The 26,819-nt window shown below is 54.8% G+C and carries 28 protein-coding genes; 21 read left to right on the top strand and 7 right to left on the bottom strand.

Going from position 1 to position 26,819, the window contains the following annotated elements:
• Positions 1–7: 7 nt before the first annotated feature.
• The 3 genes from tauB to tauD are packed head-to-tail and all read left to right on the top strand — an operon-like array spanning position 8 to position 2,447.
• On the top strand, positions 8–775 hold the full coding sequence (tauB, locus tag BJP35_RS11455) for a taurine ABC transporter ATP-binding subunit (RefSeq protein WP_086463111.1): 768 nt from the start codon (positions 8–10) through the stop codon (positions 773–775).
• Positions 772–1,599, top strand: coding sequence for a taurine ABC transporter permease TauC (tauC, locus tag BJP35_RS11450; RefSeq protein ID WP_014168802.1), 828 nt, complete (start codon positions 772–774; stop codon positions 1,597–1,599). The genes tauB and tauC overlap by 4 nt, the downstream gene beginning before the upstream one ends.
• Positions 1,596–2,447, top strand: a complete 852-nt coding sequence (gene tauD, locus BJP35_RS11445; protein WP_014168804.1) for a taurine dioxygenase — start codon at positions 1,596–1,598, stop codon at positions 2,445–2,447. The genes tauC and tauD overlap by 4 nt, the downstream gene beginning before the upstream one ends.
• Positions 2,448–2,491: 44 nt before the next feature.
• Here the strand turns inward: tauD and BJP35_RS11440 are convergent, their stop codons facing one another.
• Together BJP35_RS11440 and hemB are read right to left on the bottom strand one after the other, a co-directional pair.
• Complete coding sequence (locus tag BJP35_RS11440; RefSeq protein ID WP_086463110.1) at positions 2,492–4,192, bottom strand: lysophospholipid acyltransferase family protein; 1,701 nt, start codon at positions 4,190–4,192, stop codon at positions 2,492–2,494.
• Between the two features lie 132 nt (positions 4,193–4,324).
• A complete protein-coding gene (hemB, locus tag BJP35_RS11435; RefSeq protein ID WP_020885251.1) occupies positions 4,325–5,299 on the bottom strand; it encodes a porphobilinogen synthase in 975 nt (324 codons plus the stop codon).
• 448 nt (positions 5,300–5,747) lie between these two features.
• Between hemB and BJP35_RS11430 the strand changes: the two genes are divergently transcribed.
• Together BJP35_RS11430 and BJP35_RS11425 are read left to right on the top strand one after the other, a co-directional pair.
• Positions 5,748–8,522: an autotransporter outer membrane beta-barrel domain-containing protein gene (locus tag BJP35_RS11430; protein ID WP_086463109.1), complete on the top strand. Its 2,775-nt coding sequence runs from the start codon at positions 5,748–5,750 to the stop codon at positions 8,520–8,522.
• Between the two features lie 91 nt (positions 8,523–8,613).
• On the top strand, positions 8,614–9,237 hold the full coding sequence (locus BJP35_RS11425) for a helix-turn-helix domain-containing protein (protein ID WP_014168808.1): 624 nt from the start codon (positions 8,614–8,616) through the stop codon (positions 9,235–9,237).
• Here the strand turns inward: BJP35_RS11425 and ampH are convergent.
• On the bottom strand, positions 9,234–10,400 hold the full coding sequence (gene ampH / locus BJP35_RS11420; RefSeq protein WP_020885249.1) for a D-alanyl-D-alanine-carboxypeptidase/endopeptidase AmpH: 1,167 nt from the start codon (positions 10,398–10,400) through the stop codon (positions 9,234–9,236). The genes BJP35_RS11425 and ampH overlap by 4 nt on opposite strands.
• Positions 10,401–10,604: 204 nt before the next feature.
• On the opposite strand from ampH, the gene BJP35_RS11415 reads away from it, so the two are divergent.
• The 3 genes from BJP35_RS11415 (at position 10,605) to BJP35_RS11405 (ending at position 13,582) form a co-directional block, all read left to right on the top strand.
• The gene (locus tag BJP35_RS11415; RefSeq protein WP_047744176.1) at positions 10,605–11,138 is read left to right on the top strand and encodes an isochorismatase family protein; all 534 of its coding nucleotides are present in this window, start codon (positions 10,605–10,607) and stop codon (positions 11,136–11,138) included.
• 111 nt (positions 11,139–11,249) lie between these two features.
• On the top strand, positions 11,250–12,470 hold the full coding sequence (sbmA, locus tag BJP35_RS11410; RefSeq protein WP_025205008.1) for a peptide antibiotic transporter SbmA: 1,221 nt from the start codon (positions 11,250–11,252) through the stop codon (positions 12,468–12,470).
• Between the two features lie 14 nt (positions 12,471–12,484).
• Positions 12,485–13,582: a DUF1615 domain-containing protein gene (locus tag BJP35_RS11405; protein WP_073395596.1), complete on the top strand. Its 1,098-nt coding sequence runs from the start codon at positions 12,485–12,487 to the stop codon at positions 13,580–13,582.
• On the opposite strand, the gene BJP35_RS11400 is transcribed toward BJP35_RS11405, so the two are convergent.
• On the bottom strand, positions 13,579–13,881 hold the full coding sequence (locus tag BJP35_RS11400; protein ID WP_020885246.1) for a DUF2755 family protein: 303 nt from the start codon (positions 13,879–13,881) through the stop codon (positions 13,579–13,581). The genes BJP35_RS11405 and BJP35_RS11400 overlap by 4 nt on opposite strands.
• A 248-nt stretch (positions 13,882–14,129) precedes the next feature.
• Here BJP35_RS11400 and BJP35_RS11395 point away from each other — a divergent pair, with 248 nt between their 5' ends.
• Positions 14,130–14,366: a DUF2754 family protein gene (locus tag BJP35_RS11395; protein WP_086463108.1), complete on the top strand. Its 237-nt coding sequence runs from the start codon at positions 14,130–14,132 to the stop codon at positions 14,364–14,366.
• Here the strand turns inward: BJP35_RS11395 and ddlA are convergent.
• On the bottom strand, positions 14,363–15,463 hold the full coding sequence (ddlA, locus tag BJP35_RS11390) for a D-alanine--D-alanine ligase (RefSeq protein ID WP_086463107.1): 1,101 nt from the start codon (positions 15,461–15,463) through the stop codon (positions 14,363–14,365). The genes BJP35_RS11395 and ddlA overlap by 4 nt on opposite strands.
• Before the next feature lie 103 nt (positions 15,464–15,566).
• Between ddlA and BJP35_RS11385 the strand changes: the two genes are divergently transcribed.
• The 6 genes from BJP35_RS11385 (at position 15,567) to adrA (ending at position 21,234) form a co-directional block, all read left to right on the top strand.
• On the top strand, positions 15,567–16,250 hold the full coding sequence (locus BJP35_RS11385; RefSeq protein ID WP_086463106.1) for an extensin family protein: 684 nt from the start codon (positions 15,567–15,569) through the stop codon (positions 16,248–16,250).
• Positions 16,251–16,419: 169 nt separating this feature from the next.
• Positions 16,420–17,634, top strand: a complete 1,215-nt coding sequence (locus tag BJP35_RS11380) for a multidrug efflux MFS transporter (protein WP_086463105.1) — start codon at positions 16,420–16,422, stop codon at positions 17,632–17,634.
• Positions 17,635–17,843: 209 nt separating this feature from the next.
• Positions 17,844–18,104, top strand: coding sequence for an anti-adapter protein IraP (gene iraP / locus BJP35_RS11375; RefSeq protein ID WP_014168818.1), 261 nt, complete (start codon positions 17,844–17,846; stop codon positions 18,102–18,104).
• A gap of 99 nt (positions 18,105–18,203) precedes the next feature.
• Positions 18,204–19,619, top strand: coding sequence for an alkaline phosphatase (gene phoA / locus BJP35_RS11370; protein ID WP_047744170.1), 1,416 nt, complete (start codon positions 18,204–18,206; stop codon positions 19,617–19,619).
• A gap of 89 nt (positions 19,620–19,708) precedes the next feature.
• Positions 19,709–20,029 carry a phosphate starvation-inducible protein PsiF gene (gene psiF / locus BJP35_RS11365; RefSeq protein ID WP_047744168.1) on the top strand — a complete coding sequence of 107 codons (321 nt, stop codon included), beginning with the start codon at positions 19,709–19,711 and terminating at the stop codon, positions 20,027–20,029.
• 101 nt (positions 20,030–20,130) lie between these two features.
• Complete coding sequence (gene adrA / locus BJP35_RS11360) at positions 20,131–21,234, top strand: diguanylate cyclase AdrA (RefSeq protein WP_086463104.1); 1,104 nt, start codon at positions 20,131–20,133, stop codon at positions 21,232–21,234.
• A 16-nt stretch (positions 21,235–21,250) separates the two neighbouring features.
• Here the strand turns inward: adrA and proC are convergent, their stop codons facing one another.
• Entirely contained in the window at positions 21,251–22,060 is an 810-nt protein-coding gene (gene proC, locus BJP35_RS11355; protein ID WP_020885239.1) for a pyrroline-5-carboxylate reductase, read from the bottom strand.
• A gap of 97 nt (positions 22,061–22,157) precedes the next feature.
• On the opposite strand from proC, the gene BJP35_RS11350 reads away from it, so the two are divergent.
• From BJP35_RS11350 to ppnP, 5 genes are all read left to right on the top strand, one after another.
• Positions 22,158–22,616 carry a YaiI/YqxD family protein gene (locus BJP35_RS11350; protein WP_014168823.1) on the top strand — a complete coding sequence of 153 codons (459 nt, stop codon included), beginning with the start codon at positions 22,158–22,160 and terminating at the stop codon, positions 22,614–22,616.
• A gap of 144 nt (positions 22,617–22,760) precedes the next feature.
• Positions 22,761–23,285 (top strand): shikimate kinase AroL, encoded by a 525-nt coding sequence (gene aroL, locus BJP35_RS11345; RefSeq protein ID WP_020885238.1) that lies wholly within the window; start codon positions 22,761–22,763, stop codon positions 23,283–23,285.
• 44 nt (positions 23,286–23,329) lie between these two features.
• Positions 23,330–23,521, top strand: coding sequence for a protein YaiA (yaiA, locus tag BJP35_RS11340; protein WP_013095817.1), 192 nt, complete (start codon positions 23,330–23,332; stop codon positions 23,519–23,521).
• Between the two features lie 237 nt (positions 23,522–23,758).
• Entirely contained in the window at positions 23,759–24,439 is a 681-nt protein-coding gene (locus BJP35_RS11335) for an AroM family protein (protein ID WP_086463103.1), read from the top strand.
• 68 nt (positions 24,440–24,507) lie between these two features.
• Complete coding sequence (gene ppnP / locus BJP35_RS11330; protein WP_014168827.1) at positions 24,508–24,795, top strand: pyrimidine/purine nucleoside phosphorylase; 288 nt, start codon at positions 24,508–24,510, stop codon at positions 24,793–24,795.
• Positions 24,796–24,840: 45 nt separating this feature from the next.
• Here ppnP and rdgC read toward each other — a convergent pair whose 3' ends face one another.
• A complete protein-coding gene (gene rdgC, locus BJP35_RS11325) occupies positions 24,841–25,755 on the bottom strand; it encodes a recombination-associated protein RdgC (RefSeq protein ID WP_014882739.1) in 915 nt (304 codons plus the stop codon).
• A 123-nt stretch (positions 25,756–25,878) separates the two neighbouring features.
• Here rdgC and mak point away from each other — a divergent pair, with 123 nt between their 5' ends.
• The gene (mak, locus tag BJP35_RS11320; RefSeq protein ID WP_025204991.1) at positions 25,879–26,784 is read left to right on the top strand and encodes a fructokinase; all 906 of its coding nucleotides are present in this window, start codon (positions 25,879–25,881) and stop codon (positions 26,782–26,784) included.
• Positions 26,785–26,819 lie beyond the last annotated feature (35 nt).

Raw genomic sequence — 26,819 nt, 5'->3', positions numbered from 1 at the left:
GGAAGCGATGCTGAATATTACAAATCTGTCTGCTGATTACGGCGGTAAACCCGTGCTGGAGGAGATCAACCTGACGCTGGACAGCGGTGAATTGCTGGTCGTGCTGGGGCCGTCCGGGTGCGGCAAAACCACGCTGCTGAATCTGATCGCCGGGTTTGTACCGTATCAGCGTGGTTCCATCCAGCTGGAAGGGAAACGGGTCGAGGGTCCGGGTGCAGAGCGCGGCGTGGTCTTTCAGAGTGAAGGGCTGCTTCCGTGGCGCAACGTGCAGGAAAACGTCGCCTTCGGCCTGCAGCTTGCGGGGATTCACCGTGAACAACGGCTGGCGACCGCGCGTGAGATGCTAAAAAAGGTGGGGCTGGAGGGCGCTGAAAAACGTTTTATCTGGCAGCTTTCCGGTGGCCAGCGTCAGCGGGTCGGGATTGCCCGCGCGCTGGCGGCAAACCCACAGCTGTTGCTGCTGGATGAGCCGTTTGGTGCGCTGGACGCCTTCACCCGTGAGCAGATGCAAACGCTGCTTTTGCGCCTGTGGCACGAAACGGGCAAGCAGGTACTGCTGATTACCCACGATATCGAAGAGGCGGTGTTTATGGCGACCGAACTGGTGTTGCTTTCGCCGGGGCCGGGTCGTGTGCTGGAGCGGTTGCCGCTCAGCTTTGCCCGTCGCTATGTGGCCGGTGAACCGGTCCGCAGTATCAAATCCGATCCGCTGTTTATTGAACAGCGCGAATATGTTTTAAGCCGCGTATTTGAACAACGGGAGGCATTCTCATGAGCATTGTCTTCAGTGAAAAAACGCGCCGTCCTCGTCTCGCGTTACGCTGGCCGTTCTCTCGCCAGATCACGCTGAGTGCGGGCACGTTGCTGGTATTGCTCGCGGTCTGGTGGGCAGTGGCAGCGCAACAGTGGGTTAGCCCGTTGTTCCTTCCGCCACCGGGACAGGTGCTGGCGAAACTCATCACCATCGCCGGGCCGCAGGGTTTTATGGATGCCACGCTCTGGCAGCATTTAGGTGCCAGTCTGGCGCGTATTCTGGTGGCGCTGCTGGCGGCGGTAGTGATTGGCATCCCGGTGGGCATCGCGATGGGGCTGAGCCCGACGGTGCGCGGCATTCTCGACCCGCTGATTGAGCTATACCGTCCGGTCCCACCGCTGGCCTATCTGCCGCTGATGGTGATCTGGTTTGGCATCGGGGAAACCTCGAAAATCTTGCTGATTTATCTGGCGATTTTTGCCCCGGTTGCTATGTCGGCATTGGCTGGGGTGAAGAGTGCACAGCAGGTGCGTATCCGCGCGGCGCAGTCGCTTGGTGCCAGCCGTCTTCAGGTGCTGCTGTTTGTGATTTTACCGGGCGCGCTGCCGGAGATTTTAACCGGGTTGCGCATTGGCCTCGGGGTGGGCTGGTCAACGCTGGTGGCGGCTGAGCTGATCGCCGCCACGCGCGGATTAGGGTTTATGGTGCAGTCGGCGGGAGAGTTTCTGGCGACTGACGTCGTGCTGGCAGGGATCGCGGTGATCGCCGTGATCGCCTTTGGATTAGAACTGGGGTTGCGCGCGCTACAGCGACGTCTGACGCCCTGGCATGGAGAAATACAATGAGTGAACGTCTGACCATCACCCCGCTGGGGCCATATATTGGTGCGCAGGTCTCCGGCCTGGACGTGACCCGTCCACTGAGCGATAACCAGTTCGAGCAGTTGTACCACGCGGTGCTGCGCCATCAGGTGGTGTTCCTGCGCGAACAGGCGATCACCCCGCAGCAGCAGCGTGCGCTGGCCCTGCGCTTCGGCGATCTGCATATTCACCCGGTCTATCCCCATGCGGAAGGCGTGGAGGAGATCATCGTGCTGGATACCCATAACGATAATCCGCCGGACAACGACAACTGGCACACCGACGTGACGTTTATCGAAACGCCACCTGCCGGGGCGATACTGGCGGCGAAGCTGTTGCCGGACACCGGTGGAGATACGCTGTGGGCCAGCGGTATCGCCGCCTTCGAGGCGCTGTCCGTGCCGTTCCGGACGCTGCTGAGCGGGTTGCGGGCCGAACATGACTTCAAAAAATCCTTCCAGGAGTACAAGTACCGGAAAAGCGAAGAGGAACATCTGCGCTGGCAGGACGCGGTCGCGAAACATCCGCCGCTGCTGCATCCGGTAGTGCGTACGCACCCGGTAACCGGTAAGCAGGCGTTATTTGTGAACGAAGGCTTTACGACGCGGATCGTAGACGTGACGGAAAAAGAGAGCGATGCGCTGTTAAGCTTCCTGTTTGCCCATATCACCAGGCCGGAATTTCAGGTGCGCTGGCGCTGGCAGGAGAACGATCTGGCGATCTGGGACAATCGCGTGACGCAACACTATGCGAACGCGGATTATCTGCCGCAGCGTCGGATTATGCAGCGGGCGACGATTTTAGGGGATAAACCGTTTTACCGTGCGGGCTGATGCCTCCCCCTGACCCTCTCCCGACGGGAGAGGGGAAAGCAGGGTTACAAATGCGCCTCAATATAGCGCTGATAGCGGTTCGCCTTCAGATAACACAAATCCACCAGCACCAGGCCGTCAACGCAGTTGTTGAATGCCGGGTCGCTTCCGAAATCAATAAACTGTACGCCACCCGGTTCGCACAGCTCGGAATACTGCTTGTAGAGCGGCGGAATGCCGCAGCCCAGATTGCCGAGCAGGGATTTCAGCTTCGTCAGATCGTCGACATAATCCACGCCGCCAAACTGCGCCAGCACGTCAGGAAGCGATGCCGGGTAGGGCTGGCGTGACACCGCGAGCGGATGGCTTGCCGGGAACCAGAGGCGGTAAAACGCCACCAACAGATCCCGCGCGGCGGGCGGTAAGCCGCCGGATATCGAGACCGGACCAAACAGATAGCGGTAGTGGGGATAACGCGCCAGATAGGCACCAATGCCTGACCACAGATAGTCCAGACCGCGGCGTCCCCAGTAGCGCGGCTGAATAAAGCTGCGCCCGAGCTCAATGCCGTGCTCCAGCACATCCTGCATTTTGTCGTCGTAGTGGAACAGGCTGTAGCTGTACAGTCCTTCCGGCCCCCGACGCTCCACTTGTCTGGCGGTGGGCATAAAGCGATACGCACCGACAATCTCCAGATCCTCATCGTCCCATAAGATCAGATGCAGATAATCATCATCGTAGCTGTCAGTGTCCCGGCGCTTACCGCTCCCTTCTTCCACCGCGCGAAACGCAATCTCACGCAGGCGGCCCAGTTCGCGTAGCAATGGCGCCTCTTCCTGGCCGTTACGCTGCCAGAGATAGATGGATTTTCCATCGCCGGTTTTGCCCAGACATTCAGCCTGCGCCAGCTCGCGTTTTAGCGTAGCCCGGTCTTCCGGACGGGCAATGGCGCACTGGGTTTTAAAGACGCCAGGCACTCCCTTGCCAAGACGTATCACGTGCTGACGGCACTTTTCGGCCATCTCACGCGACGAAAGGGTGGCGCTATACCAGTCACTCCAGGCAATCTGCTGACCGATTGTAATCGGCAGCTGGCTATGGCGACGGCGGAACATCTGCTGCATCAGCAGCAGCATGGATAACGTCGGCGATACCAGCGTGCTGGCATAAAAGAGGAGGCTGTTGTGCGCCTGAATATGTACCGGCAGCAGCGGGGCGCGCAGTTTGGTGGCGAGTTTGATAAATCCCGAGTGCCATTTTTTATCGCGAATGCCTTTTCGCGTCGGCCGGGAAACTTCACCCGCCGGGAAGAAGATCAGCACGCCCGCGTTTTGCAGATGTTGTTCCATCTGTACCAGCGACGTTTTTGCCGTCCTGCCGCCCATATTATCGACCGGGATAAACAGCGAGCTTAGCGGCTCCAGGTGGGTCAGCATCCGGTTGGTCACGACTTTGACATCGCGTCGCACGCGCGAGACGGCGTACATCAGCGCCAGCCCGTCCAGAGTACCTGTCGGGTGGTTGGCAATGATAACCAGAGGGCCATGTTCGGGGATTTGTTCGAGATCGCGGGCGGAAACGGTGCAGAGAATATCAAGGTGCTCCAGAACTTGCTCCACCATATCCAGTCCTTTCAGGTGGCGGTGTGCTGCGGCAAATTGCTGGAATTCTTCTTCGTAAAACAGCCTTTTTAACAGACTTTTTTGCCAGGGTGCCGGCCTCGCCTGAGGCCAAAGGTCATCGAGAACGCTATCGAGACTAAACATGATCACTCCTCCTGCCGTCTTGCGATGACAGTAGAAGGGGGAGATGTCGGTTGTATTGCAGTTTGGTGAAGTTTCGTGAGGCAGGGAGAGCAGGCCGGGTCAGGCGAAACCGCCCCCCGGCACCGTTGCGCCTTAGCGCAGAATTTTCTTCTCAGCCAGATCCAGCGCAAAGTAGCTGAAGATCAGATCCGCACCCGCGCGTTTGATCGCACCCAGGCTTTCCAGGATCACTTTCTCTTCATCGATCGCACCCGCCATGGCGGCGAATTTGATCATCGCGTACTCGCCGCTGACCTGGTACGCGCCCAGCGGCAGCGAGGTGCGTTCGCGAATATCACGCAGGATGTCGAGATAGGCTCCCGCCGGTTTCACCATCAGGGCGTCTGCGCCCTGGGCTTCATCGAGCAGGGATTCACGGATAGCTTCCCGACGGTTGAGCGGGTTCATCTGATACGTTTTACGATCGCCTTTCAGCGCCGTACCGGCTGCTTCACGGAACGGGCCGTAGAAAGAGGAGGCAAATTTGGTGGAGTAGGACATGATGGCCGTGTCGGTAAAACCGGCAGCATCCAGCGCCTGGCGGATAGCCTGCACCTGCCCGTCCATCGCAGCCGATGGCGCGATGAAATCAGCACCCGCAGCGGCTGCAACCACCGCCTGCTTACCTAAATTCAGCAGGGTAGCATCGTTATCCACACCGTGATCGCACAGCACGCCGCAGTGGCCGTGAGAGGTGTATTCGCAGAAACAGGTGTCGGACATCACGACCATTTCCGGCACGGTCTCTTTGCAAATGCGCGACATACGGGCGACCAGACCGTCCTCTTTCCAGGCATCGCTGCCGGTGGCGTCGGTATGATGGGAGATGCCGAAGGTCATCACCGAGCGGATCCCTGCATTGGCGATACGTTCGATTTCACGCGCCAGATGTTTTTCAGGAATGCGCATCACGCCAGGCATGGCTTCGATGGCCTTGTAGTCGTCAATCTCTTCTTCGACAAAAATCGGCAACACCAGATCGTTTAAGGTCAGTGTTGTCTCTTCAAACATAGCGCGTAGTGCGGGTGACTTGCGCAGGCGACGGGGACGAGCAATTAAATCGGTCATGGTATGCCTGAGGTTTGTGGAACAAAGAGGGTTAGTGTACCTCAAAGTGAAAGAAGGTGTTTTACCAAAGTGGGCATTTTGTCGAGGGGGAATCCCGATGCCAACGCGTCACGCGATCAATAATATCCTCCCTTCCACTGCGTTAATTGTTCACGAAATATTGGTTTTATTTCTATGATGAAGTAAATATATCATTGAAAATGATCTATTTATTTTTATTATATTTTTTATCTTTATAAGAGGGTGTTTTAACTGCCTGTTTTATAATGATTATTGATGGCATTGCATCGCTTCTGCATTATTTTCATGTTGTTTGTCTGAATGCGGACTTAATGGAATGATTCATTGAACCTTTTCAGATTGAAAATGCATAATTCCCTCCGCAATTAAGTATTGCAAAATCGTTAGATGGACAAACTTGCTTACGTCCCTGAGGAGGGATGACCCAATGCAAACATGGAAAAAGAAACTGGTTGTATCACAACTTGCATTAGCCTGCACCCTGGCTATCGCTTCTCAGGCCAATGCGAAGGATATTTCTGGTACGACATATAATACCTTCGGATATGATAATACGGCAGCTGCACCCTGGTATTATGGTTACGCTGACTGGGATTACTCTGATGCGACGCACGATGGTGATATTTATCCGGTGATTAATAAATCCACCGTGAATGGTGTTATATCAACATATTATTTAGATGATGGTATCAATGGTCGTGCGAATGCGCTGAGCATTTCCAACAGCACCATTAATGGCATGATCACCTCAGAATGCATGACCGCGTCATGTGCTGATGGCGTGGATACGGACGGCACAACCCATTCTCAATACGACCGTTTTAGCCTGACCGTCGATAACTCCACGATCAATGATACTTACGAGCATTATGCGTATGACGTTGTGAACGGGGAAAATACGGAAACGCACTATCTGGACACCTATGCGCTGGGCAATGCAATTACCCTGGATGTGGAATCGGATATTGTTATTCAGAATAACTCTCACATCGCCGGCATTACCCTGACTCAGGGGTATCAGGAACGGGATAATACCCCGTATGACGGTGTGGAAGGTGTGGCGAACAGCAGCAATGTCTTTACCGACACGCTGCTGGTGAAAGACTCGGTGCTGACCTCTGGCGCATACAGTGACCTGGGCACCAGCGGGTTCTATGGTCAAACCGCGAAGCCGAGTGATTACGGTGAAACCAATGCCACTGCGGCTGACGACGCGGCGCTGATTGTTGCTGCCAGTGCGTCTGACAACGCGATGCAGACCACCGCCACGTTCGATCACTCCACGATCACCGGCGATATCCTGTTCTCCAGTACCTTCGATAACAACTTCTACCCGAACGGCGATCCGGCAACCGATACGACGGCTGACGGTATATACAACCCAACCACCAACGGCTGGGATGACACCGATAAGCTGGACGTCACGCTGACCAATGGCAGCAAATGGGTCGGCGCAGCGCAGTCCAGCGTTGAGGCCATCGGCACCGCGCAGATGTATGGCCTGGGCTACAGTGACGTTGACTGGCGCACCCTCTCTCCAGATAGCATCTGGCCGGATTCCACGTTCGACAATAATGGACATGTCGCGGGTGAAGCGGTCTATCAGAGCGGTCTGTTCAACGTCACGCTGGATAACGGCTCTGAGTGGGATACCCGTAAGCTCTCTAACATCGACACGCTGACGGTGAATAATCATTCGCAGGTCAATGTTGAAAACTCGGGCCTGCTGGCTGATTCCATCACCCTGTCCAATGCTTCATCTCTGAACATCGGTGACAAGGGTGCCGTGGCAACCGACAGCCTCTATCTGGACAGCGACAGCCGTGCGGCCCTGACAGAGGAAACCGCGGAGCTGTATGCCAATACCATTACCGTGGACAACGGTGCGGAGCTGTCTCTCGGCCTCGGCCAGGTGGATACGCACAATATGGTGTTAACGGATGGCGGCGTGCTGAACGTGGCCAGCCGTGATTACGTGTTGAACAGCGATCTGAACAACGCCCGCTATATCACCAACGATATGAGCAAAGCCGATTACGACTACGGCGTTGTGGCACTCAACGCTGACGGCCATTTGGCCGTGAATGGTGACGTGGCAGGGAATTACGCCGTGCGTATCGACAACGCCACCGGCGCCGGCTCTGTTGCTGACTATAAAGGCCAGGAGATTATCCGTGTTTATGACAACAACACGGAGACCCGCGCCAGCTTCACTGCGGCAAATAAAGCCGATTTAGGCGCATATACTTATCAGGCGCAGCAGAAAGGCGACACTGTTGTTCTGCAACAGCAAGCGCTGACCGATTATGCCAACATGGCGCTGAGCATCCCGTCTGCCAACACCAACATCTGGAATCTGCAGCAGGATGCAGTTAGCGCGCGTCTGACCAACAGCCGTCATGGCCTGGCGGATAACGGCGGGGCATGGGTAAGCTACGTTGGCGGCAACTTCGACGGCGATAATGGCGTTATCAGCTACGATCAGGACGTGAGCGGTATCATGGTTGGTCTGGATACCCTGATTGACGGTAATAATGCGAAGTGGATAGTCGGTGGTGCGGCAGGTTTCGCCAAAGGCGATATCAGCGATCGCACCGGTCAGGTGGATCAGGACAGCCAGACGGCAATGATGTACGCGTCCGCGAAGTTTGCGAACGATCTGTTCATCGACAGTTCCCTGAGCTACACCCGATTCAACAACGATCTCTCCGCGACCATGAGCAATGGTCAGTATGTTGACGGTAACACCACCACCGACGCCGTTGGTTTTGGGTTGAAACTGGGCTATGACTGGAAACCAAACCTCTCTGGTTATGTGACGCCATACGCAGCCGTGTCGGGTCTGTTCCAGTCCGGTGATGACTATCGCCTCAGCAACGACATGCGCATGGATAGTCAATCCTATGACAGCCTGCGTTACGAAGCGGGTGTGGATGCCGGTTACACCTTTAACTACGGCGGTGACCAGGCGCTTACGCCTTACTTCAAACTCGCTTATGTCTATGACGACGCTGGTAACGATGCCGATGTTAACGGTGACAGCATTGATAATGGCGTGAAAGGCTCCGCAGTGCGGGTTGGTCTGGGTACCCAGTTTAGCTTTACGAAGAACTTCAGTGCTTACACTGATGCCACTTATCTGGGCGGCGGTGACGTTGACCAGAACTGGGGCGCAAATCTGGGTGTGAAATATACCTGGTAATGAATAAAAGCGGGGGATAAGCCCCCGCTTTTTTATAGATGACAATAAAAAATAATAGTGAACCGACAAATACGGATGTCTTGAGGTCTGCATGAACGTTAATGCGAAACCACTTTCTGAATTAAGCCGGCTCGAAGCATGTTTGATAGCAGCCAGTACCCCGTTTAAATCTGCTCCACAGCAATTAATTACCTCGGGCAAGGGGAGTGAGCCTTGTACCTACGTATTCCAGACCGGCGTTATTGAAGTTTATCGTCATTCAGACGATCTGCTGGTTGGCATTGCGTCAGCCCCTTTTATTTTTGGCCTGTCTGCCGTAGTGATCAATCACAGTCAGGAATACAGAGTCACTGCCAAAACGGCCTGCACCGGTTTTTATTTGCCCGCGGCGACCACCCGTCAACTCATTCAACAGCATTCGCTCTGGAAAGACGCGTTTTGCTGGTTATCCTGGATAAATTACATTCTGGGCAAACGCGACAGGCAGCTGGTGGGAAATAACTCCTATCACCAGATCCGCGCAATGCTGCTGAATATGGCCGAATGGGATGAAACGCTGCGTTCAAAAATTGGTGTGATGAATCATATACAGCAAAGCACCCGTATTTCACGCTCTGTCGTTGCCGAAGTGCTCGCCGCTTTGCGACAAGGCAACTACATCAATATGAGCCGGGGCAAACTGGTCAGTATCAACCGTTTGCCCACGGAATATTAAGGCTGGATGGAGGCGGTGAGCACCTGGGCTTTATTGGCGCTCAGCTCAGCCACCAGGTTATTGATGCCATCGCTCATATTGACGAAACGCGTATTTGGAGAGCGGGTGACGACCACAAACGCGCCCACGTTGGACTGCGGGATCATCGCCATATAGGTGATGAATCCACCGCCGCCACCTGTTTTCTGAATAATGCCCGGTCGGCCATTTTTGGGTGCCATATAGACCCAGCCCATGCCCAGCGCGTCGGCTTTACCCGGTACGTCCATGCCGATCACGCGGTGCAACTGGCTACGCTGGTAAATCAGGGTCTGCATGCGATCGGCCTGGTGACTGCGCGCATAGAAATCTGATGAGAGGAACTGCTGCATCCAGCGCATCATGTCGCCTGGCGTTGAATAGACCCCGCCACTGCCGATGGCTGCCAGGGTGTTATTACACGGACTAGCGCCTTTCTCTGCCACCATCAGGCGTCGGCACTGATCCGGAGAAGGGGTAAAGGTGGTGTCCTTCATGCCGAGCGGGCGCGTTATCTGCTCTTCAAAGAGCTGTGGGTAAGGTTTGCCTGCTGCCGTCGAGAGCGCATCTGCCAGCAGGTCAAATGCCAGGTTTGAGTATGATGCCTGTGAACCCGGGGCCGATTTCAGCGTGGCGGTGCTCAGGTAGTTCCAGCGCTGTTCGCGCGTTGGCCAGACAAAAACGTCACGGTGCGCCGCGCCGCCGGGTTGTTCGCGAGGCAGCGCGCTGGTATGGGTGGCAAGGTTTACCAGCGTGATGGGCGTGCCCTGATAGGTTGGAACGCGTGCGCCTGGCGGCGCATATTTGCTGAGCGGATCGTCGAGCTTGACCACGCCCTGATCGAGTAATTTCACCAGCATTTCGCTGGTCATCAGCTTGGTTAAGGACGCAATGCGGATCACGGAATCCAGCTGCGGGTGAACGTTATTTCCCGGTCGCGTTTCGCCAAAGCTGCGAAATACGCGCTGGTTGCCATCGATGACCACCATCGCCATCCCGGTCGCGCCACTGCCGTAATAGATAAGGTTCGCGTAGCGATCGGCAATATCTGAAGCCAAAACGGGGGCCGTCAGCGGCTGAGCTGCCTGGGCGGTGGAGAAGCTCACCGCACACAGCGCGGCAAAAGAGAGCAGACAACGTTTCAACGAAAAGCATCCATGAATTGAATGAGAAAAGTAATGGGTATTTATACTACTAAAGCGCACGGTGCAATGCCCCGAATTGCATAACGATAGCGAGAAAAACGTAACCATGGGTAAATAAGCATAATTTCCTGGCGACCAGTCTCCCATTTTGTGACATCGGCCGTATGATAGAGGCCAGTGTCACTCAATCTTGCGGAGAACGATATGTCAGTGAAGCGTGTGGTTATGGTTGTCGATATGCAGCAAGGGGTGTTTGCAACGCCGCGTTACCAGCGCGAAAAATGTGTTTCGCTTATCAATCAGCTCACGCAGGCCGCCGAACGGGTGATTTTTATTCAGCATACCGGTGAAGGCGGTCTGGAAGAGGGGAGCGAAGGGTTTGCGCTGCTGCCTGAACTCCATCAGCCCGCTGACGCGCTTTACGTCACCAAGACCGCCTGCGATGCATTTTATAACACCGCACTTGAAGCGGTGTTGCGCGAGCAAGGTATTCGCGAGTTTGTCATCTGCGGCTGTGCCACCGATTACTGTGTCGACGCGACCATCAAGAACGGGGTCAGCCGTGGCTATCACATTACCGTGGCGGAAGATGCCCATACCACGGCTAATCGTCCGGCAGCCGACGCGCCCATTCTGATGAACCATTACAACGACGTCTGGCGTGACTTTATTGCGCCGGCCAATCCTCTCGCGGTGAAACGCACCGAAACAATTCTCGAAAACTGGAAAGCGAACTAATAATTAACCCTCGGGTCTGACCTTTTTGCCTGCGCCGTCTGGCTCAGGCGAGATTTTCGTGTGGTGATGTGTTGAGCACAGCAACAGCCATAACAACAAGAAGGATGCATTATGTTTAAGTCTTTTTTCCCAAAGCCGGGGCCTTTTTTCCTGTCGGCATTTATTTGGGCACTGATCGCTGTCATTTTCTGGCAGGCTGGCGGCGGGGCGTGGCTGGCCCGCATTACGGGCGCAACGGGTGACGTCCCGATCAGCGCCGCTCGCTTCTGGTCGCTTAGCTATTTGCTGTTTTACGCCTACTACATGGTATGCGTTGGCCTGTTCGCCCTGTTCTGGTTTGTCTATGCGCCGCACCGCTGGCAATACTGGTCGATTCTGGGAACCTCGCTGATTATCTTTGTGACCTGGTTCCTGGTGGAAGTGGGGGTGGCAGTAAACGCCTGGTATGCCCCGTTCTACGACCTTATCCAGACTGCGCTGAGTTCGCCGCATAAGGTAACCATTAACCAGTTTTACCATGAGGTGGGCATTTTCCTCGGTATCGCGTTGATTGCGGTGGTGATCGGGGTGATGAACAACTTCTTCGTCAGCCACTACGTTTTCCGCTGGCGTACCGCGATGAACGAACATTACATGGCGCACTGGCAACACCTGCGTCATATCGAAGGTGCAGCACAGCGTGTGCAGGAAGACACCATGCGTTTTGCCTCCACCCTTGAAGACATGGGCGTCAGCTTTATCAACGCCATCATGACGCTGATTGCCTTCCTGCCGGTGCTGGTGACGCTCTCGGCTCACGTGCCGGATCTGCCTGTTGTCGGTCATCTGCCGTATGGGCTGGTGATTGCGGCGATTGTCTGGTCTCTGATGGGGACGGGGCTGCTGGCGGTGGTCGGGATTAAGCTGCCGGGGCTGGAGTTTAAAAATCAACGCGTGGAAGCGGCTTATCGTAAAGAGCTGGTCTACGGTGAAGATGATGCTAATCGTGCCTCACCACCAACCGTACGTGAGCTGTTTGGTGCCGTGCGTCGCAACTATTTCCGTCTCTACTTCCACTATATGTATTTCAATATTGCGCGCATTTTGTATCTGCAGGTCGATAACGTTTTCGGTTTGTTCCTGCTGTTCCCGTCCATCGTTGCGGGTACGATTACGCTCGGTCTGATGACCCAGATAACTAACGTTTTTGGTCAGGTGCGTGGCTCATTCCAGTATCTGATCAGCTCCTGGACCACGCTGGTGGAACTGATGTCCATCTATAAACGTTTACGCAGCTTTGAGCGTGAGCTGGACGGCCAGGAACTGCAGGAAGTCACCAATACATTTAGCTAATACAGGGAGTTGCTATGACCTTTGCCGTACCGCGTGCGTTACCGTTGTCCTTACTGGCCGCTCTGGTGCTGGTAGGGTGTGCCGAAAAAGGGGCTGCCCCGCTTAAAGAAGGGGAGAAGCCTGTTGATGTGGCAAGCGTTGTGCGGCAAAAAATGCCCGCCAGCGTGAAAGATCGCAATGCATGGGCGGATGCGCTGGCAAAAACCTTTGAAAGCCAGAAGATTGCTCCTACCGAGGAGAACATCTGCTCGGTACTGGCGGTGGCGCAGCAGGAATCAATGTACCAGTCAGACCCGGTCGTGCCGGGTCTGAACAAAATAGCCTGGAAAGAGATCGACCGCCGTGCGGAATCGATGCATATCCCGGTATTTCTCGTGCATACCGCGTTTAAAATCACCTCGCCAAATGGAAAAAGCTACAGCGAACGGCTGGACACGGTAAAAACCGAGAAACAGCTCAGCGCCATCTTTGATGATTTCATCAGCATGGTGCCGATGGGGCAGACACTGTTTGGTTCACTTAACCCGGTACACACCGGCGGGCCGATGCAGGTCAGCATTGCCTTTGCGGAAAAGCATACCGACGGCTACCCGTGGAAAATCGACGGTACGGTGCGTCAGGAGGTCTTCTCCCTGCGTGGCGGCCTGTGGTTCGGTACTTATCATCTGCTGAACTATCCGGCGAATTACAGTGAGCCGCTGTACCGCTTTGCGGACTTTAACGCAGGCTGGTATGCCAGCCGTAACGCGGCGTTTCAGAATGCGGTCAGCCGCGCGAGCGGCGTGAAGCTGGCACTGGATGGCGATCTTATTGCCTACGGCAGCAGCGAGGCTGGCACCACGGAGCGGGCGGTGCGGAAATTATCGAACAGGCTTGGCATGAGTGACAGCGACATTCGCCATCAGCTTGAGAAAGGCGATAGTCTGGCGTTTGAGAAAACCGATCTCTACAAGAAAGTCTTTACGCTTGCAGAACAGAAAAATGGGAAAACGTTACCGAGGGCAATCCTGCCGGGTATTCAGCTGGAAAGCCCGAAGATCACGCGTAACCTGACAACCGCCTGGTTCGCAAAACGCGTGGATGACCGCCGGGCTCGCTGTATGGGGCTTTAAAAGCGACGGCGAAAACGCAGTACTAATGCCACAACGCCTAAAATCATACACCCTGCGAGGAAAGGAATCAGGCCAAACAGGGTGCTTACGCCAAAGCCAATTTCCACTCGCGGGCGTCCGTTATCCTGCACCTGCATCAGGTGTTCATAGACTCCTGGTGCATGAACCAGCATATTGAGTAGCTGCGAACCCGCCCAGAAACAGAACAAGACAAACAGGGCATAAGCGATATTACCCGCCGTGGAGGTTTTTGGTTGTTTACCGCCAAAAATCGGTTTCGACAATGTAAAGTCAGCCATCACGACCTCCCGATAAATCACTCTGTTTTATATGCGTCTTACAAGGTGAGTTTGACAGGTCATAGCATTTGTCAATATCAGAATCGTGTTAATTTACCCTAAGGAATTCTCCTGGATTGTCGAATTCTGCAGCGCATCACAATTTCTTAACTTAATTGAAACAACAGCGTGTTTCAGAATTTCCGCATCAGCCACAGACCTCGTCATAAATCTGTGAGAGGATATCTTTTTTTCCTGCCGGAGTTGTCATGAAGCTCACTTCCAAACTACGCCGTGACTGGCATTACTACGCCTTTGCTATTGGGCTGATCTTTATTCTTAACGGTGTCGTGGGGCTGTTGGGATTTGAAGCAAAAGGGTGGCAAACGTATGCCGTGGGTCTGGTGACCTGGGTTATCAGCTTCTGGCTGGCGGGGCTGATTATCCGCCGTCGTCCTGAAGAGACGACAGCGGATGAGACGGAAACGGCGAAGACTCCCGATTAACCGTTTACGGAGCTTTTCAGGGCGCTGTCCGCAGCATGACGCTCCAGCGCCAGTTCAATCAGGCGGGTGATGAGTGCTGAGTAGCTAAGCCCGCTGGCCTGCCACAGCTTGGGATACATGCTGATGTTGGTGAAGCCCGGCAGGGTGTTGATTTCATTAATCACCACCTCGTTTTCAGGCGTCAGGAACACATCCACGCGCGCCATGCCGCTGCAGCCGAGCGTCTGATAAGCGTTAATCGCGATCGCGCGGATCTTATCGTTGATTGCCGGATCGATATTCGCAGGCACAACAACCTGGGCGCCTTTATCATCAATGTATTTGGTGTCGTAAGAGTAAAAATCACTGTTTAACACCACTTCACCGCAGGTGCTTGCCTGTGGGAAATCGTTGCCCAGCACGGCGCACTCAATTTCGCGGCCTTTGATGCCCTGCTCAACCACCACTTTATGGTCAAACTCAAACGCCAGGCTGACCGCTTGCGTGAACTGCGCTTCGCTTGTCACCTTGCTGACCCCGACGGAAGACCCCTGGTTTGCGGGTTTCACAAACAGCGGCAGGCCCAGCTGACCGGAAATCTGAGCGAAGCTGTGTTGGTCACGGTTGGCGCGGGTGAGGGTGACAAACGGCGCAATATTCAGCCCCGCATCACGCAGCAGGCGCTTGGTGACGTCTTTATCCATGCAGGCAGCGGAACCCAGCACATCAGAACCGACAAACGGCAGGTTGGCCATGCGCAGCATCCCCTGCAGCGAACCATCTTCGCCAAGGGTGCCATGAACGATAGGGAAGACCACGTCAATCTGGGCAAGAGACTGCGCATTACCGGCGTCGATGAGTTGCCCTTGCACCACGCCGGGTACGGTCGCGACGCTGATTGCAGAAGGATTCAGGGCGATATGCGCCGGATCGTCAGCATTTAACAGATACTGGCAGGCATCGTTGACATGCCACTGCCCCTGTTTATCTATGCCCAGCAGCACCACGTCGAAACGGCTTTTATCGATTGCATCGACGATATTTTTGGCCGATTGCAATGAAACCTCGTGCTCCGCTGATTTTCCCCCAAAGACAATACCTACGCGCTGCTTTGCCATCTCACTCTCTTCCAGTCTGACGAAAAACCAATAACATACCACGATGCCCAGCGGGTTTCGCGGCCTTCTGCCATAATGTTTTGGGGAATGTTAAGGGGGGAGCGTGAAAGGAAAAACTCTGCTGACCGTTTTCATTATTGCGGCTGTCGCAACGGTGGGGTATCGCTGGTTGCCGTCTTACTACAACCCTTTCACGCCGCTACATCTCGACGACCCGCCAGGCCGCATTACCCAGTATAAGCTTCGGAACTTAACGCCCCAGGCGTGCGCGAGCCTGTTATCGCAGGCCAATCAACGCGCGCTTATCCGCACACAACCGGTCGCAGACAGCGGTGGGGAGTGTCCACTCCGTAACGTCGTCCGGGTACGTAACTTCGGTCCGGTCAGCCTGAACAGCAGTTTCCTTGCGAGCTGCCCGCTGGCGCTCAGTTCTGCCTTGTTTATCAGCCAGCAGGCCCGGCCACTCACCAGAAGCTATACGGGAAGTGAGCTGACGCGTATTGAGCATCTCGGCAGCTTTGCCTGCCGCAACATTTACCATCGCCCCGACGCGCGACGCAGTGAACATGCTACGGCAGAGGCGCTGGATATCACGGCGTTTGGGCTGGCAAACGGTGAGAGGGTCACGGTACAAAACGGCTGGAAGGCGACAAAAACGCAGCCATGGCTGAAAGGCATGCTGGCGGCGAGCTGCAGCTATTACGGTAACAGCCTGGGGCCAGAGTATAACGCTGCCCATGCCAGCCACTTTCACCTGGGGATGCGCGGTTTTGGTCTCTGCCGCTGAAGCATAATATTCCGTCAGAAAATGGATGATTTGTGACTTATTTCACAAATATGATGACTGGGAAGATAAAACACCAAAGTCGGCAAGTGCGCATCTCTGGTGCGACGTCATAACGCGTAACTTGCTAATCTGTCGGCGAATTCGCCTAAAAATGAAGACTATTTCTTTTATGGAATCCTGGAAAGTTAATCTCATCTCGGTCTGGTTCGGGTGCTTCTTTACCGGGCTGGCCATCAGCCAGATATTGCCCTTCCTGCCGCTGTACGTGTCGCAGCTGGGCGTTACCTCCCATGAAGCGCTATCCATGTGGTCAGGTCTGACGTTCAGCGTCACGTTTCTGGTCTCTGCCATCGTCTCGCCGATGTGGGGGAGTCTGGCCGACCGCAAAGGGCGCAAGCTGATGCTGTTGCGCGCATCGCTGGGGATGGCGATAGCCATTCTGCTGCAGGCCTTTGCCACTAACGTATGGCAGCTCTTTTTCCTGCGAGCGGTGATGGGGCTGACGTCCGGGTATATTCCGAATGCCATGGCGCTGGTGGCCTCGCAGGTGCCCCGTGAACGCAGCGGCTGGGCGCTGAGTACGCTCTCTACTGCTCAGATAAGCGGGGTCATTGGCGGCCCGCTGCTAGGGGGCTTCCTCGCCGATCATGTGGGGCTGCGCGCGGTGTTTATCATTACGGCCATCCTGCTGGTGGTCAGTTTTCTGGTCACGCTCTTCCTCATTAAAGAGGGAGGACGCCCCATCATCAGCAAAGCTGAACGCCTGAGCGGCAAGGCCGTCTTCGCCTCGCTGCCCTATCCGGGCCTGATGATCAGCCTGTTTGTGACCACCATGGTGATCCAGCTTTGCAACGGTTCGGTCGGCCCGATTCTGGCGCTGTTTATTAAGTCGATGGAGCCAGACAGCAATAATATTGCTTTCCTCAGCGGGATGATTGCTGCCGTCCCGGGCGTATCAGCCCTCATTTCGGCGCCACGCCTTGGAAAACTGGGCGACAGGATCGGCACGGCGCGTATCCTGATGGCCACGCTGATTTTTGCGGTGGTGCTCTTTTTCGCAATGTCGTTTGTCACTTCTCCGCTTCAGCTTGGCGTGCTGCGGTTTCTGCTGGGCTTTGCCGATGGTGCGATGTTACCCGCGGTGCAAACATTGCTGGTGAAATATTCCAGTGACCAGGTAACGGGCCGTATTTTTGGCTATAACCAGTCGTTTATGTATTTAGGTAACGTTGCCGGTCCGCTTATGGGAGCCGCTGTTTCGGCAATGGCCGGTTTCCGTTGGGTATTTGCTGCTACCGCTATTGTGGTGCTGATAAATATTATTCAACTGGCTATTGCACTGCGTCGTCGCAGACAAATGGCGGAGGCGAAGTCGGCGCGATAACCGTTTCGTAGATGTATTATATATTCTTATGGTCGCCGCATTTTTATATAACTAAATGCGGCGTTTTTTATAGAAAAACGTTTCGCTGAAAGCCGCGAGGAATCTATTTTTCCTGCCGCATCACTTTTGCATAACATAATAAATTTCTTCTCTTTGCATAATGGATTCAGAATGCTAAGTTCAGACAAAACGGATAAGGAAATAGCACCATGAAAAATCTCATTGCTGAGTTGTTGGTCAAGCTTGCACAAAAGGAAGAAGAGTCAAAAGAGTTGGTCGCCCAGGTTGAAGCGCTGGAAATTGTGGTCACCGCGCTGCTGCGACAAATGGCGAAAAACGAACAACAGACGTTGATTGAGAACGTTGAAGGCGCGCTGGAAAGCGTCAGACCCGATTCCCAGGTGCCGGTTGAGGATGCTGAAATGCTCCGCCAGTACGTAAAAAAGCTGTTAAGGCATCCTCGCAACTAAACCATCACGGAACCTGACGGCGTGTCATAGAATTGTCATGCAGGATGCCTATAGTCGCTCTGTTTTATTTTTTATGTATTTGTACATGGAGAAAATAAATTGAAACAGAGCGCACTTTTCATCGCATTACTTCCCCTGTTAATGTCACCCGCTATTTATGCCGACAATCACAATACCAGCGTGCTGGATAATCGTGCGGCCAAAGGGGATATCACCCAGCCTGGCGGCGCGCGCCGGTTGACTGAAGATCAAACCGCCGCCATTCGCGCTTCGCTGAATGAGAAACCTGCTAAAAACATTATTCTGCTGATTGGCGACGGGATGGGCGATTCCGAAATAACGGCAGCACGAAATTATGCCGAAGGCGCGGGCGGCTTTTTTAAAGGTATCGACGCACTGCCTCTCACCGGACAATATACCCATTACGCGCTGGATAAAAAAACCGGTAAACCCGATTACGTGACGGATTCTGCTGCCTCTGCCACGGCGTGGTCCACCGGTGTGAAAACCTATAATGGTGCGCTGGGTGTGGATATTCACGAAAAAGATCACCAGACCATTCTGGAGATGGCTAAAGCGGCGGGACTGGCTACCGGGAACGTCTCTACGGCTGAACTTCAGGATGCAACGCCAGCGGCGCTGGTGGCGCATGTCACCTCGCGTAAATGTTACGGCCCGTCGGTGACCAGCGAAAAATGCCCGACTAACGCGCTGGAAAAGAGCGGCAAAGGCTCGATTACGGAACAACTGTTGAACGCACGTCCTGACGTGACGCTGGGCGGCGGGGCGAAAACCTTCGCGGAAACCGCAACGGCGGGCGAATGGCAGGGCAAAACGCTGCGTGAGCAGGCGCAGGCTCGCGGCTATCAGTTGGTGAGCGATGCATCTTCTCTGGAGGCGATTACTGAAGCAAGCCAGGATAAACCGCTGCTGGGTCTTTTCTCTGATGGCAATATGCCGGTGCGCTGGGAAGGGCCAAAAGCGTCCTACCACGGCAACATTGATAAGCCTGCCGTAACCTGTACGCCAAACCCAAAACGTACCGACAGCATCCCGACGCTGGCGGCGATGACCGATAAAGCGATCTCACTGCTGAGCAAGAGTGAAAAGGGCTTCTTCCTGCAGGTGGAAGGCGCGTCGATCGATAAACAGGATCATGCGGCTAACCCGTGCGGTCAGATTGGCGAGACGGTCGATCTGGACGAAGCAGTGCAGAAGGCACTTGAGTTCGCGAAGAAAGACGGCAACACCCTGGTGGTTGTTACCGCAGACCATGCGCACGCCAGCCAGATCATCCCAGCGGATACCAAAGCACCGGGCCTGACGCAGGCGCTGAACACCAAAGACGGCGCGGTGATGGTGTTGAGCTATGGCAACTCTGAAGAAGAGTCCATGGAGCATACCGGAACCCAGCTGCGCATCGCAGCATACGGTCCGCATGCGGCAAACGTGGTAGGGCTGACCGATCAAACGGATCTGTTCTACACCATGAAAGCGGCTTTGGGGCTGAAATAATAAAAGCCCGGCGGAAATCACATCTGCCGGGTGGTTTTTTTCCTGTCACGAACCAGACTTACAGTGAATGTTCACAAAAGGATGGTGCAATGAAAACAACATTACTGGTTACTCTGCTCTCGGGTCTGTTTCTGATCTCATCGGCGAACGCGGAAGAGAAAACATTAACGCCGCAGCAGCAACGCATGACCACCTGTAATCAACAGGCGACCGCGCAGAGCCTGAAGGGCGATGCCCGTAAGACCTACATGAGCGGTTGCCTCAAAAACGGTGCCGCGAAATCGGGTGAGAAAAGCCTGACGCCGCAGCAGCAAAAAATGCGCGAGTGTAATGCGAAAGCGACCGAACAGTCCCTGAAAGGCGACGATCGCAGCAAGTTCATGAGTGCCTGTCTGAAGAAAAACGTGTAGTCCTATCGGGTGAGTGGCCCCGGCGGCTCACCCGAAATTTCATACTTTCCCCGTAAGCCTCCTCTCTATAATTTGGGAAATATTTCAGAATATTCCCAAAAATGATGAATGATGAATCTTATTACAATATAAAGCGCATTCGGGAAGAGTGGAATATGACCCTTTCTCAGGATGACCCCCACCGTTCCGGGATCCCGTTTGCCCGGCGAGCCCGGCTGGCGCGTGTTGTCGGACTGGCAGCGATGTTCTTCCCCCTCTCTGGCGTGCTGGTCACCTTTTCTGTATCCGGCGTCTGGTGGTTGTTCCTGGTGGGGTGGGCATTTGTCTGGCCCCATTTCGCCTGGCAGTGGTCCTGCCGTGCTGCTTCTCCTCATCAGCAGGAACGTTTTAATCTGAAGATTGATGCCATTATTGCCGGGCTTTGGATCGGCATGATGGGGATCAATGCGCTACCTACGGCAGCGCTGCTGATGATGGTGGGAATGAACATGATGGGGTCCGGCGGCTGTCGGCTGTTTTTTACCGGCATGATGTTAACCCTTCTGTCTTCCCTGGTGACGCTCCCCGTCGTGGGCCGGGTGGCTGTCTTTAACCCGGAGCCTCTGGCATGGGGCTTAACGCTTCCCGTGCTGGTGTTATATCCGATGCTTTTTGCCTGGCTCAGCCATCGTACTGCCATCAGGCTTGCAGAGCATAAACGGCGGCTGGAGCTGATGAGTACTCGCGACGGCATGACCGGCGTCTTTAATCGCCGGCACTGGGAAGTGCTGCTGAGAAATGAATTTGAACACTGTCGCCGCAACCACTGCACCGCCACGATTTTGCTTATCGATATCGATCATTTTAAGAATATCAATGACACCTGGGGCCACGATGTGGGTGATGAAGCGATCATTGCCCTGACGCGGCAACTGCAGCTAACGGTGCGTTCCGGGGATGCGATAGGCCGTTTTGGCGGGGATGAGTTTGCGGTGATCATGTCCCGGACGGCGGCTGACAGTGCCATCGCCGTGATGTCACGCGTACATAAGAGGCTGGAAACGCTGTCGTTACCGTGTGCGCCCAAGGAATCTCTGCGTATTAGCGTCGGTGTCGCGCCCTGGGGACCGCAGTTCGGGCACTATCGGGAGTGGTTAAAAGCGGCCGATGTGGCGCTGTATAAGGCCAAAAATGCCGGACGCGGCCGCACCGAGGTGGCCGCCTGACGTCCGGAGCAGATAATCAGGATTTACTCAGTTTCTCTGATTTTTCCATGCATTTTGTCATCGCTTCAATAACGGCCGAACGGAAGCCGCGTTCTTCCAGCACCCGCACCGCCTCGATAGTGGTTCCGCCAGGCGAGCAGACCATATCTTTCAGTTCACCCGGATGTTTACCGGTCTCCAGCACCATTTTGGCAGAGCCCATCACGGCCTGTGCAGCGAATTTATACGCCTGCGCTCGTGGCATACCGCCAAGCACAGCGGCGTCGGCCATCGCTTCTAAAAACATAAAGACATACGCAGGCGCTGAACCGCTCACTCCCACTACCGGATGGATCATGGATTCGGCAATGACTTCCGCTTCACCGAAGCAGCGGAAGATGTTCAGGACATCCGCCACGTCTTCCGACGTCACCAGCGCGTTAGGCGTGACGGAGGTCATGCCGGCGTTGACCAGTGACGGGGTATTCGGCATAGCGCGTACGATTTTACGGTCATGACCCAGCGCGCGCGCCAGCTGATCGAGCGTGACGCCCGCGGCAATCGATACGACCAGTGTCTCTTTGTTCAGGCTGGTGGTGATGTCGCTCAGCACTTTGATCATGATGTTCGGCTTGACGGCGCCAAAGACAATATCGGCTACCTGGGCCACTTCCTGCGCACTTTCAGCTGCGTTGATCCCGTACCGATCGCGTAACGCGGCGACGTTGTCCGGTGATGGGGTGTAGACCCAAATCTGACCCGGCAGCACCTGTCCGCTGGCGATCAGGCCACCCAGGATGGCTTTGCCCATGTTACCGCAGCCGATAAACCCGATTTTCTTATCCATCACGATTCTCCGTCATTATGCGTTGTTTTCTCTGATTGATAGCTTAACAACGAAATGCAGGCGACAATAGTCGGCAGAATCATTATGGGGAGACAATATGGCGATTTGGGTTGATGCGGACGCGTGTCCGAATGTGATTAAAGAAATTTTATTCCGCGCGGCCGAGCGCGTGCAGATGCCGCTTACGCTGGTGGCGAACCAGAATATTCGCGTACCGCCTTCCCGATTTATTCGCGCGTTGCGGGTTCCGGCCGGCTTTGACGTGGCGGATAACGAGATTGTGCGTCTGTGTAGCCCCGAGGATCTGGTGATCACGGCGGATATCCCGCTGGCCGCGGAAGTGATTGAAAAGGGAGCGGCGGCGCTGAACCCGAGAGGGGAGCGTTATTCGCCGGCGACCATTCGTGAAAGACTCACCATGCGTGATTTTATGGATACGCTTCGCGCCAGCGGCGTGCAGACCGGCGGGCCAGACAGCCTGTCCCAACGCGATCGCCAGCAGTTCGCCGCAGAGCTTGATAAGTGGCTGCTCGAAGTCAAGCGTCGCACTGCGTAATGATAACCATTGTCACTTTGTGGTACAGTATGGCCTCCGCAGGGTTGTCATCCCGTACCGCTTTGCAGTAAAGTAAACGCAACATCTTCTGCAATTATTTCTTTACGCTCTTCGGCCATCCGGCATCAAGGGGAACACCTGGTTATGACCCAACCCATCTTTTTAGTTGGCCCCCGCGGCTGTGGGAAAACCACCGTTGGCCTGGAACTGGCACGCGCGTGCGATCGTCAGTTTGTTGATACCGACCACTGGCTGCAAACCGAAGCCGGGAAAAGCATCGCGGAAATCGTTGAGCAAGAGGGGTGGGAGAGCTTTCGCGCTCGTGAAACGGCCGCGCTGAAGGCGGTCACCACGCCGTCTGCTGTTATCGCAACCGGTGGCGGCATTGTTCTCGCCGAGTGTAACCGCCGTTTTATGCGCGAAAAAGGGATTGTCATCTACCTCAGCGCACCCGTTTCGGCCCTGGTAGGGCGGCTGGAAGCATTTCCGGAAGAGGGACAACGTCCTGCGCTGACCTCCCGGCCGCTCAGCGAAGAGGTGAGCGAAGTGCTGGCCGAACGCGATGCGTTATACCGCGAAGCGGCACACCACGTTGTGGATGCTTCCGCTTCACCCGAGGATGTGGTAATTCAGATTATTACCGCCCTGCGTTTGGCTTGTGCCAGCTAAGCGGCGTCTATACTTATAGCTCAGACATAAAAAAAGGATGAGCTATGCCAACCAGACCTCCCTATCCACGTGAAGCACGCATCGTTACCGTTGAAAAAGGTAATGGCGATCAAACCGTCACCTGGTATCAGCTGCGTGCCGATCACCCCAAACCAGACTCTCTGATCAGTGAACATGAAACTGAACAGGAAGCGCTGGATGCCAAACGGCGCTACGAAGATCCTGATAAGTCGTGAATGAATTCCTAAAGGGCTAAATACCGTGCCTGAATCACACTTTTTACTCATCGCAAATGTTAAGCAGGAGTTAATATTTAGTTATTACAGGTAACTCCGTAACGGGCAGGCGATCTTTACATTTCGCGATGGGGATCACCTGCTACGCTTGGTGCTGTTTTGTTGAAAAAACGAACTGTGCAGCGTAGTGAGCCTGTACCTGTGTGAAAGATTTAGCGGTAATGGAAGGCGATGAAGATGAAGGCGACGTTGGCGATCCTCACTATTGGTGTGGTCCCTGTAAGCGAAGTGTTACCGCTCTTAACCGAGCATGTATCTGAACAACAGATAACGCATCTAAGCCTGCTGGGGAAGATGAGTCGGGAAGAGGTCATGGAAGACTACGCTGTAGAGGCGGGGGGGGATCCCCTGGCGACGTTATTAAGTGACGGTAAACTGGCGCATGTTTCGCGTCAGAAAATCGAGCGCTCGCTGCAGAGCGTAATAGAAGTGCTCGATAATCAAGGCTATGACGTTATTTTACTGATGAGTACTGCACCTGTTAAGGGACTCATCGCCCGTAATGCGATTTTGCTGGAGCCGATGCGGATCATTCCGCCGCTGGTGGCCTCCATTGTTGACGGGCATCAGGTGGGGGTCATTGTTCCCATTGAAGAGCTCATGGACAACCAGACGGCAAAATGGCACGTACTCGAAAAAATGCCTTTGTATGCGCTGGCCAATCCCTTCTGGGACAGCGAGGCCGCGCTGATTGAGGCAGGACGGGAACTGCTGGAGAGAGGGGCCGATGTGTTGATTCTGGACTGCCTTGGATTCCACCAGCACCACCGTGATTTACTGCAAAAGGCGCTGGATGTCCCGGTGCTGTTGTCCAATGTTCTGATGGCCCGGCTGGCCGCAGAGCTGTTGATCTCATGATTTTGCGTGACAGGTGATGATCATGGCCCCTATAGTGAATTTTTATCTAAAAATATAAGGGCCAGTTCATGCTTCAAAGTAACGAATACTTTTCCGGTAAAGTGAAATCCATTGGTTTTACCAGCAGCAGCACTGGCCGCGCCAGTGTCGGCGTTATGGCTGAAGGGGAATACACCTTTGGTACAGCCGAAGCTGAAGAGATGACGGTGATCAGCGGTGCGCTCAACGTCTTACTGCCGGGGGAAACAGAATGGAAAGTTTACTCTGCCGGACAAGCGTTCAACGTCCCTGGCCACAGCGAATTCCATCTGCAGGTTGCTGAACCGACCTCTTATCTGTGCCGCTACCTGAAATAAAACGTTTTATTCCCTCTCCCTGCCGGGAGAGGGTCACTGCAGGCATTACCGCTGCGCTTCGCCGCCGAGGCCTTCTACCAGATTCTGAATTAACGCTGCCAGCTCTCCGGTCATCAGGATAAAGTCCGCGTCAAAGCGCTGGGCGTAATCTTCACGATCGATATCTTCGTTCTGATCGCGCAGCTCATCGCAGAATTTCAGACGCTTCACCGAGCCGTCATCGCACATTACAAACTGAATACGCTGCTGCCAGTCGAGTGCCAGTTTGGTCACCACTTTGCCCGCTTCAATGTGTACGGCGATCTCGTCGCTCACCAGATCCTGCTTTTTCGCGCGGATCACGCCGCCATCTTCGAGCAGGGCTTTGAGCTCAGCTTCATCAAGGATCTGGAAGCCCTGGGCCGCTGTACCGCTGCGCACCCATTCGGTCAGGGTCAGTTCAATCGGCGTTTCCAGCGCCAGCGGAACGACCGGTAACGAGCCGATGCTTTTGCGCAGCAGGGCCAGCGTATCTTCCGCTTTTTTGGCGCTGGCGCAGTCCACCATGATCAGCCCGTTAACGGTATCGATCCACATCATTGTCTGGCTGAAACGGCTAAAGGCGCGCGGCAGCAGAGAGTGAAGAACTTCGTCTTTCAGCGAATCTTTTTCGGTTTTTTTCAGCTTGCGACCCTGTTCGGCTTCAAGCTTGAAAATTTTCGCTTCGAGCGCCTGCTTGACCACCGGCGTGGGCAGAATTTTTTCTTCTTTGCGGGCGCAGACGATGATTTGACCCGTGCTGCTGGCGTGGGTCAATGCATCGCTTTGTGAACCCATTGGAGGAACCCAACCGGTTTTTGCCATATCCTGGCTACCGCAAGGGGAAAAGCTATAAGCGGCTAACTGTTTTTCCATCTCTTCTGCACGCAGCGAAACGTCGCGGCTGAGACGGTAAACCATCAAATTTTTGAACCACAGCATGATAATTTCCACGGCCTTGTCGTTAAATCAGCGGGCATGATAACGAATTGTCGCATCGCTTGCATTGCTAATCGGGAAGCGGGCTTCTACTCTGTTGATAATCAAAATAATGAGGAGTGTCTTGTGCGTATTGGGATTGATTTGGGCGGCACCAAAACAGAAGTCATCGCACTGAGCGAGCAGGGGGAGCAACTGTTCCGCCACCGTCTGCCTACGCCGCGCGATGATTATCACCAGACTATCGAGACGATTGCCCGGCTGGTCGACATGGCTGAGCAGGCGACAGGGCAGACCGGCACCGTTGGGATGGGGATCCCGGGCTCAATCTCGCCCTATACCGGGGTGGTTAAAAACGCCAACTCCACCTGGCTTAACGGTCAGCCTTTTGATAAAGATTTAAGTCAGCGCCTGAACCGGGAAGTGCGTCTGGCAAATGACGCCAACTGTCTGGCCGTCTCCGAAGCCATTGACGGTGCCGCCGCAGGGGCCCAGACCGTTTTTGCGGTCATTATCGGGACCGGCTGTGGCGCAGGCGTGGCCCTGGGCGGGCGTGCCCATATTGGCGGCAACGGTACGGCGGGCGAGTGGGGACATAACCCCTTGCCGTGGATGGATGACGATGAACTTAAATACCGCGCCGAGGTGCCGTGCTATTGCGGCAAGCAGGGCTGTATTGAGACGTTTATCTCCGGCACCGGTTTTGCCACCGATTACCACCGCCTGAGTGGCCAGCCACTCAAGGGGAACGAAATTATGCGCCGGGTCGGGGAACACGATCCGGTGGCTGAGCTGGCTCTCAGCCGCTATGAAATGCGGCTGGCGAAATCCCTGGCGCACGTGGTGAATATCCTTGACCCTGACGTGATTGTGCTCGGCGGCGGGATGAGCAACGTCGACCGTTTATATGCCACGGTGCCGAATCTGGTGAAGCAGTGGGTCTTCGGGGGTGAGTGTGAAACCCCGATCCGCAAAGCGGTGCACGGGGACTCCAGCGGCGTGCGCGGCGCCGCGTGGCTCTGGCCGCTATAGCCATTCTCCCTCTCCCTACGTGAGAGGGGCGGGAT

This window comes from Enterobacter sp. J49, assembly GCF_002148625.1.
GTDB classification, from domain to species: domain Bacteria; phylum Pseudomonadota; class Gammaproteobacteria; order Enterobacterales; family Enterobacteriaceae; genus Enterobacter; species Enterobacter ludwigii.
The sequence above is the reverse complement of the archived record's forward strand: the minus strand, read 5'-3'. Positions and strand labels throughout refer to the sequence as shown.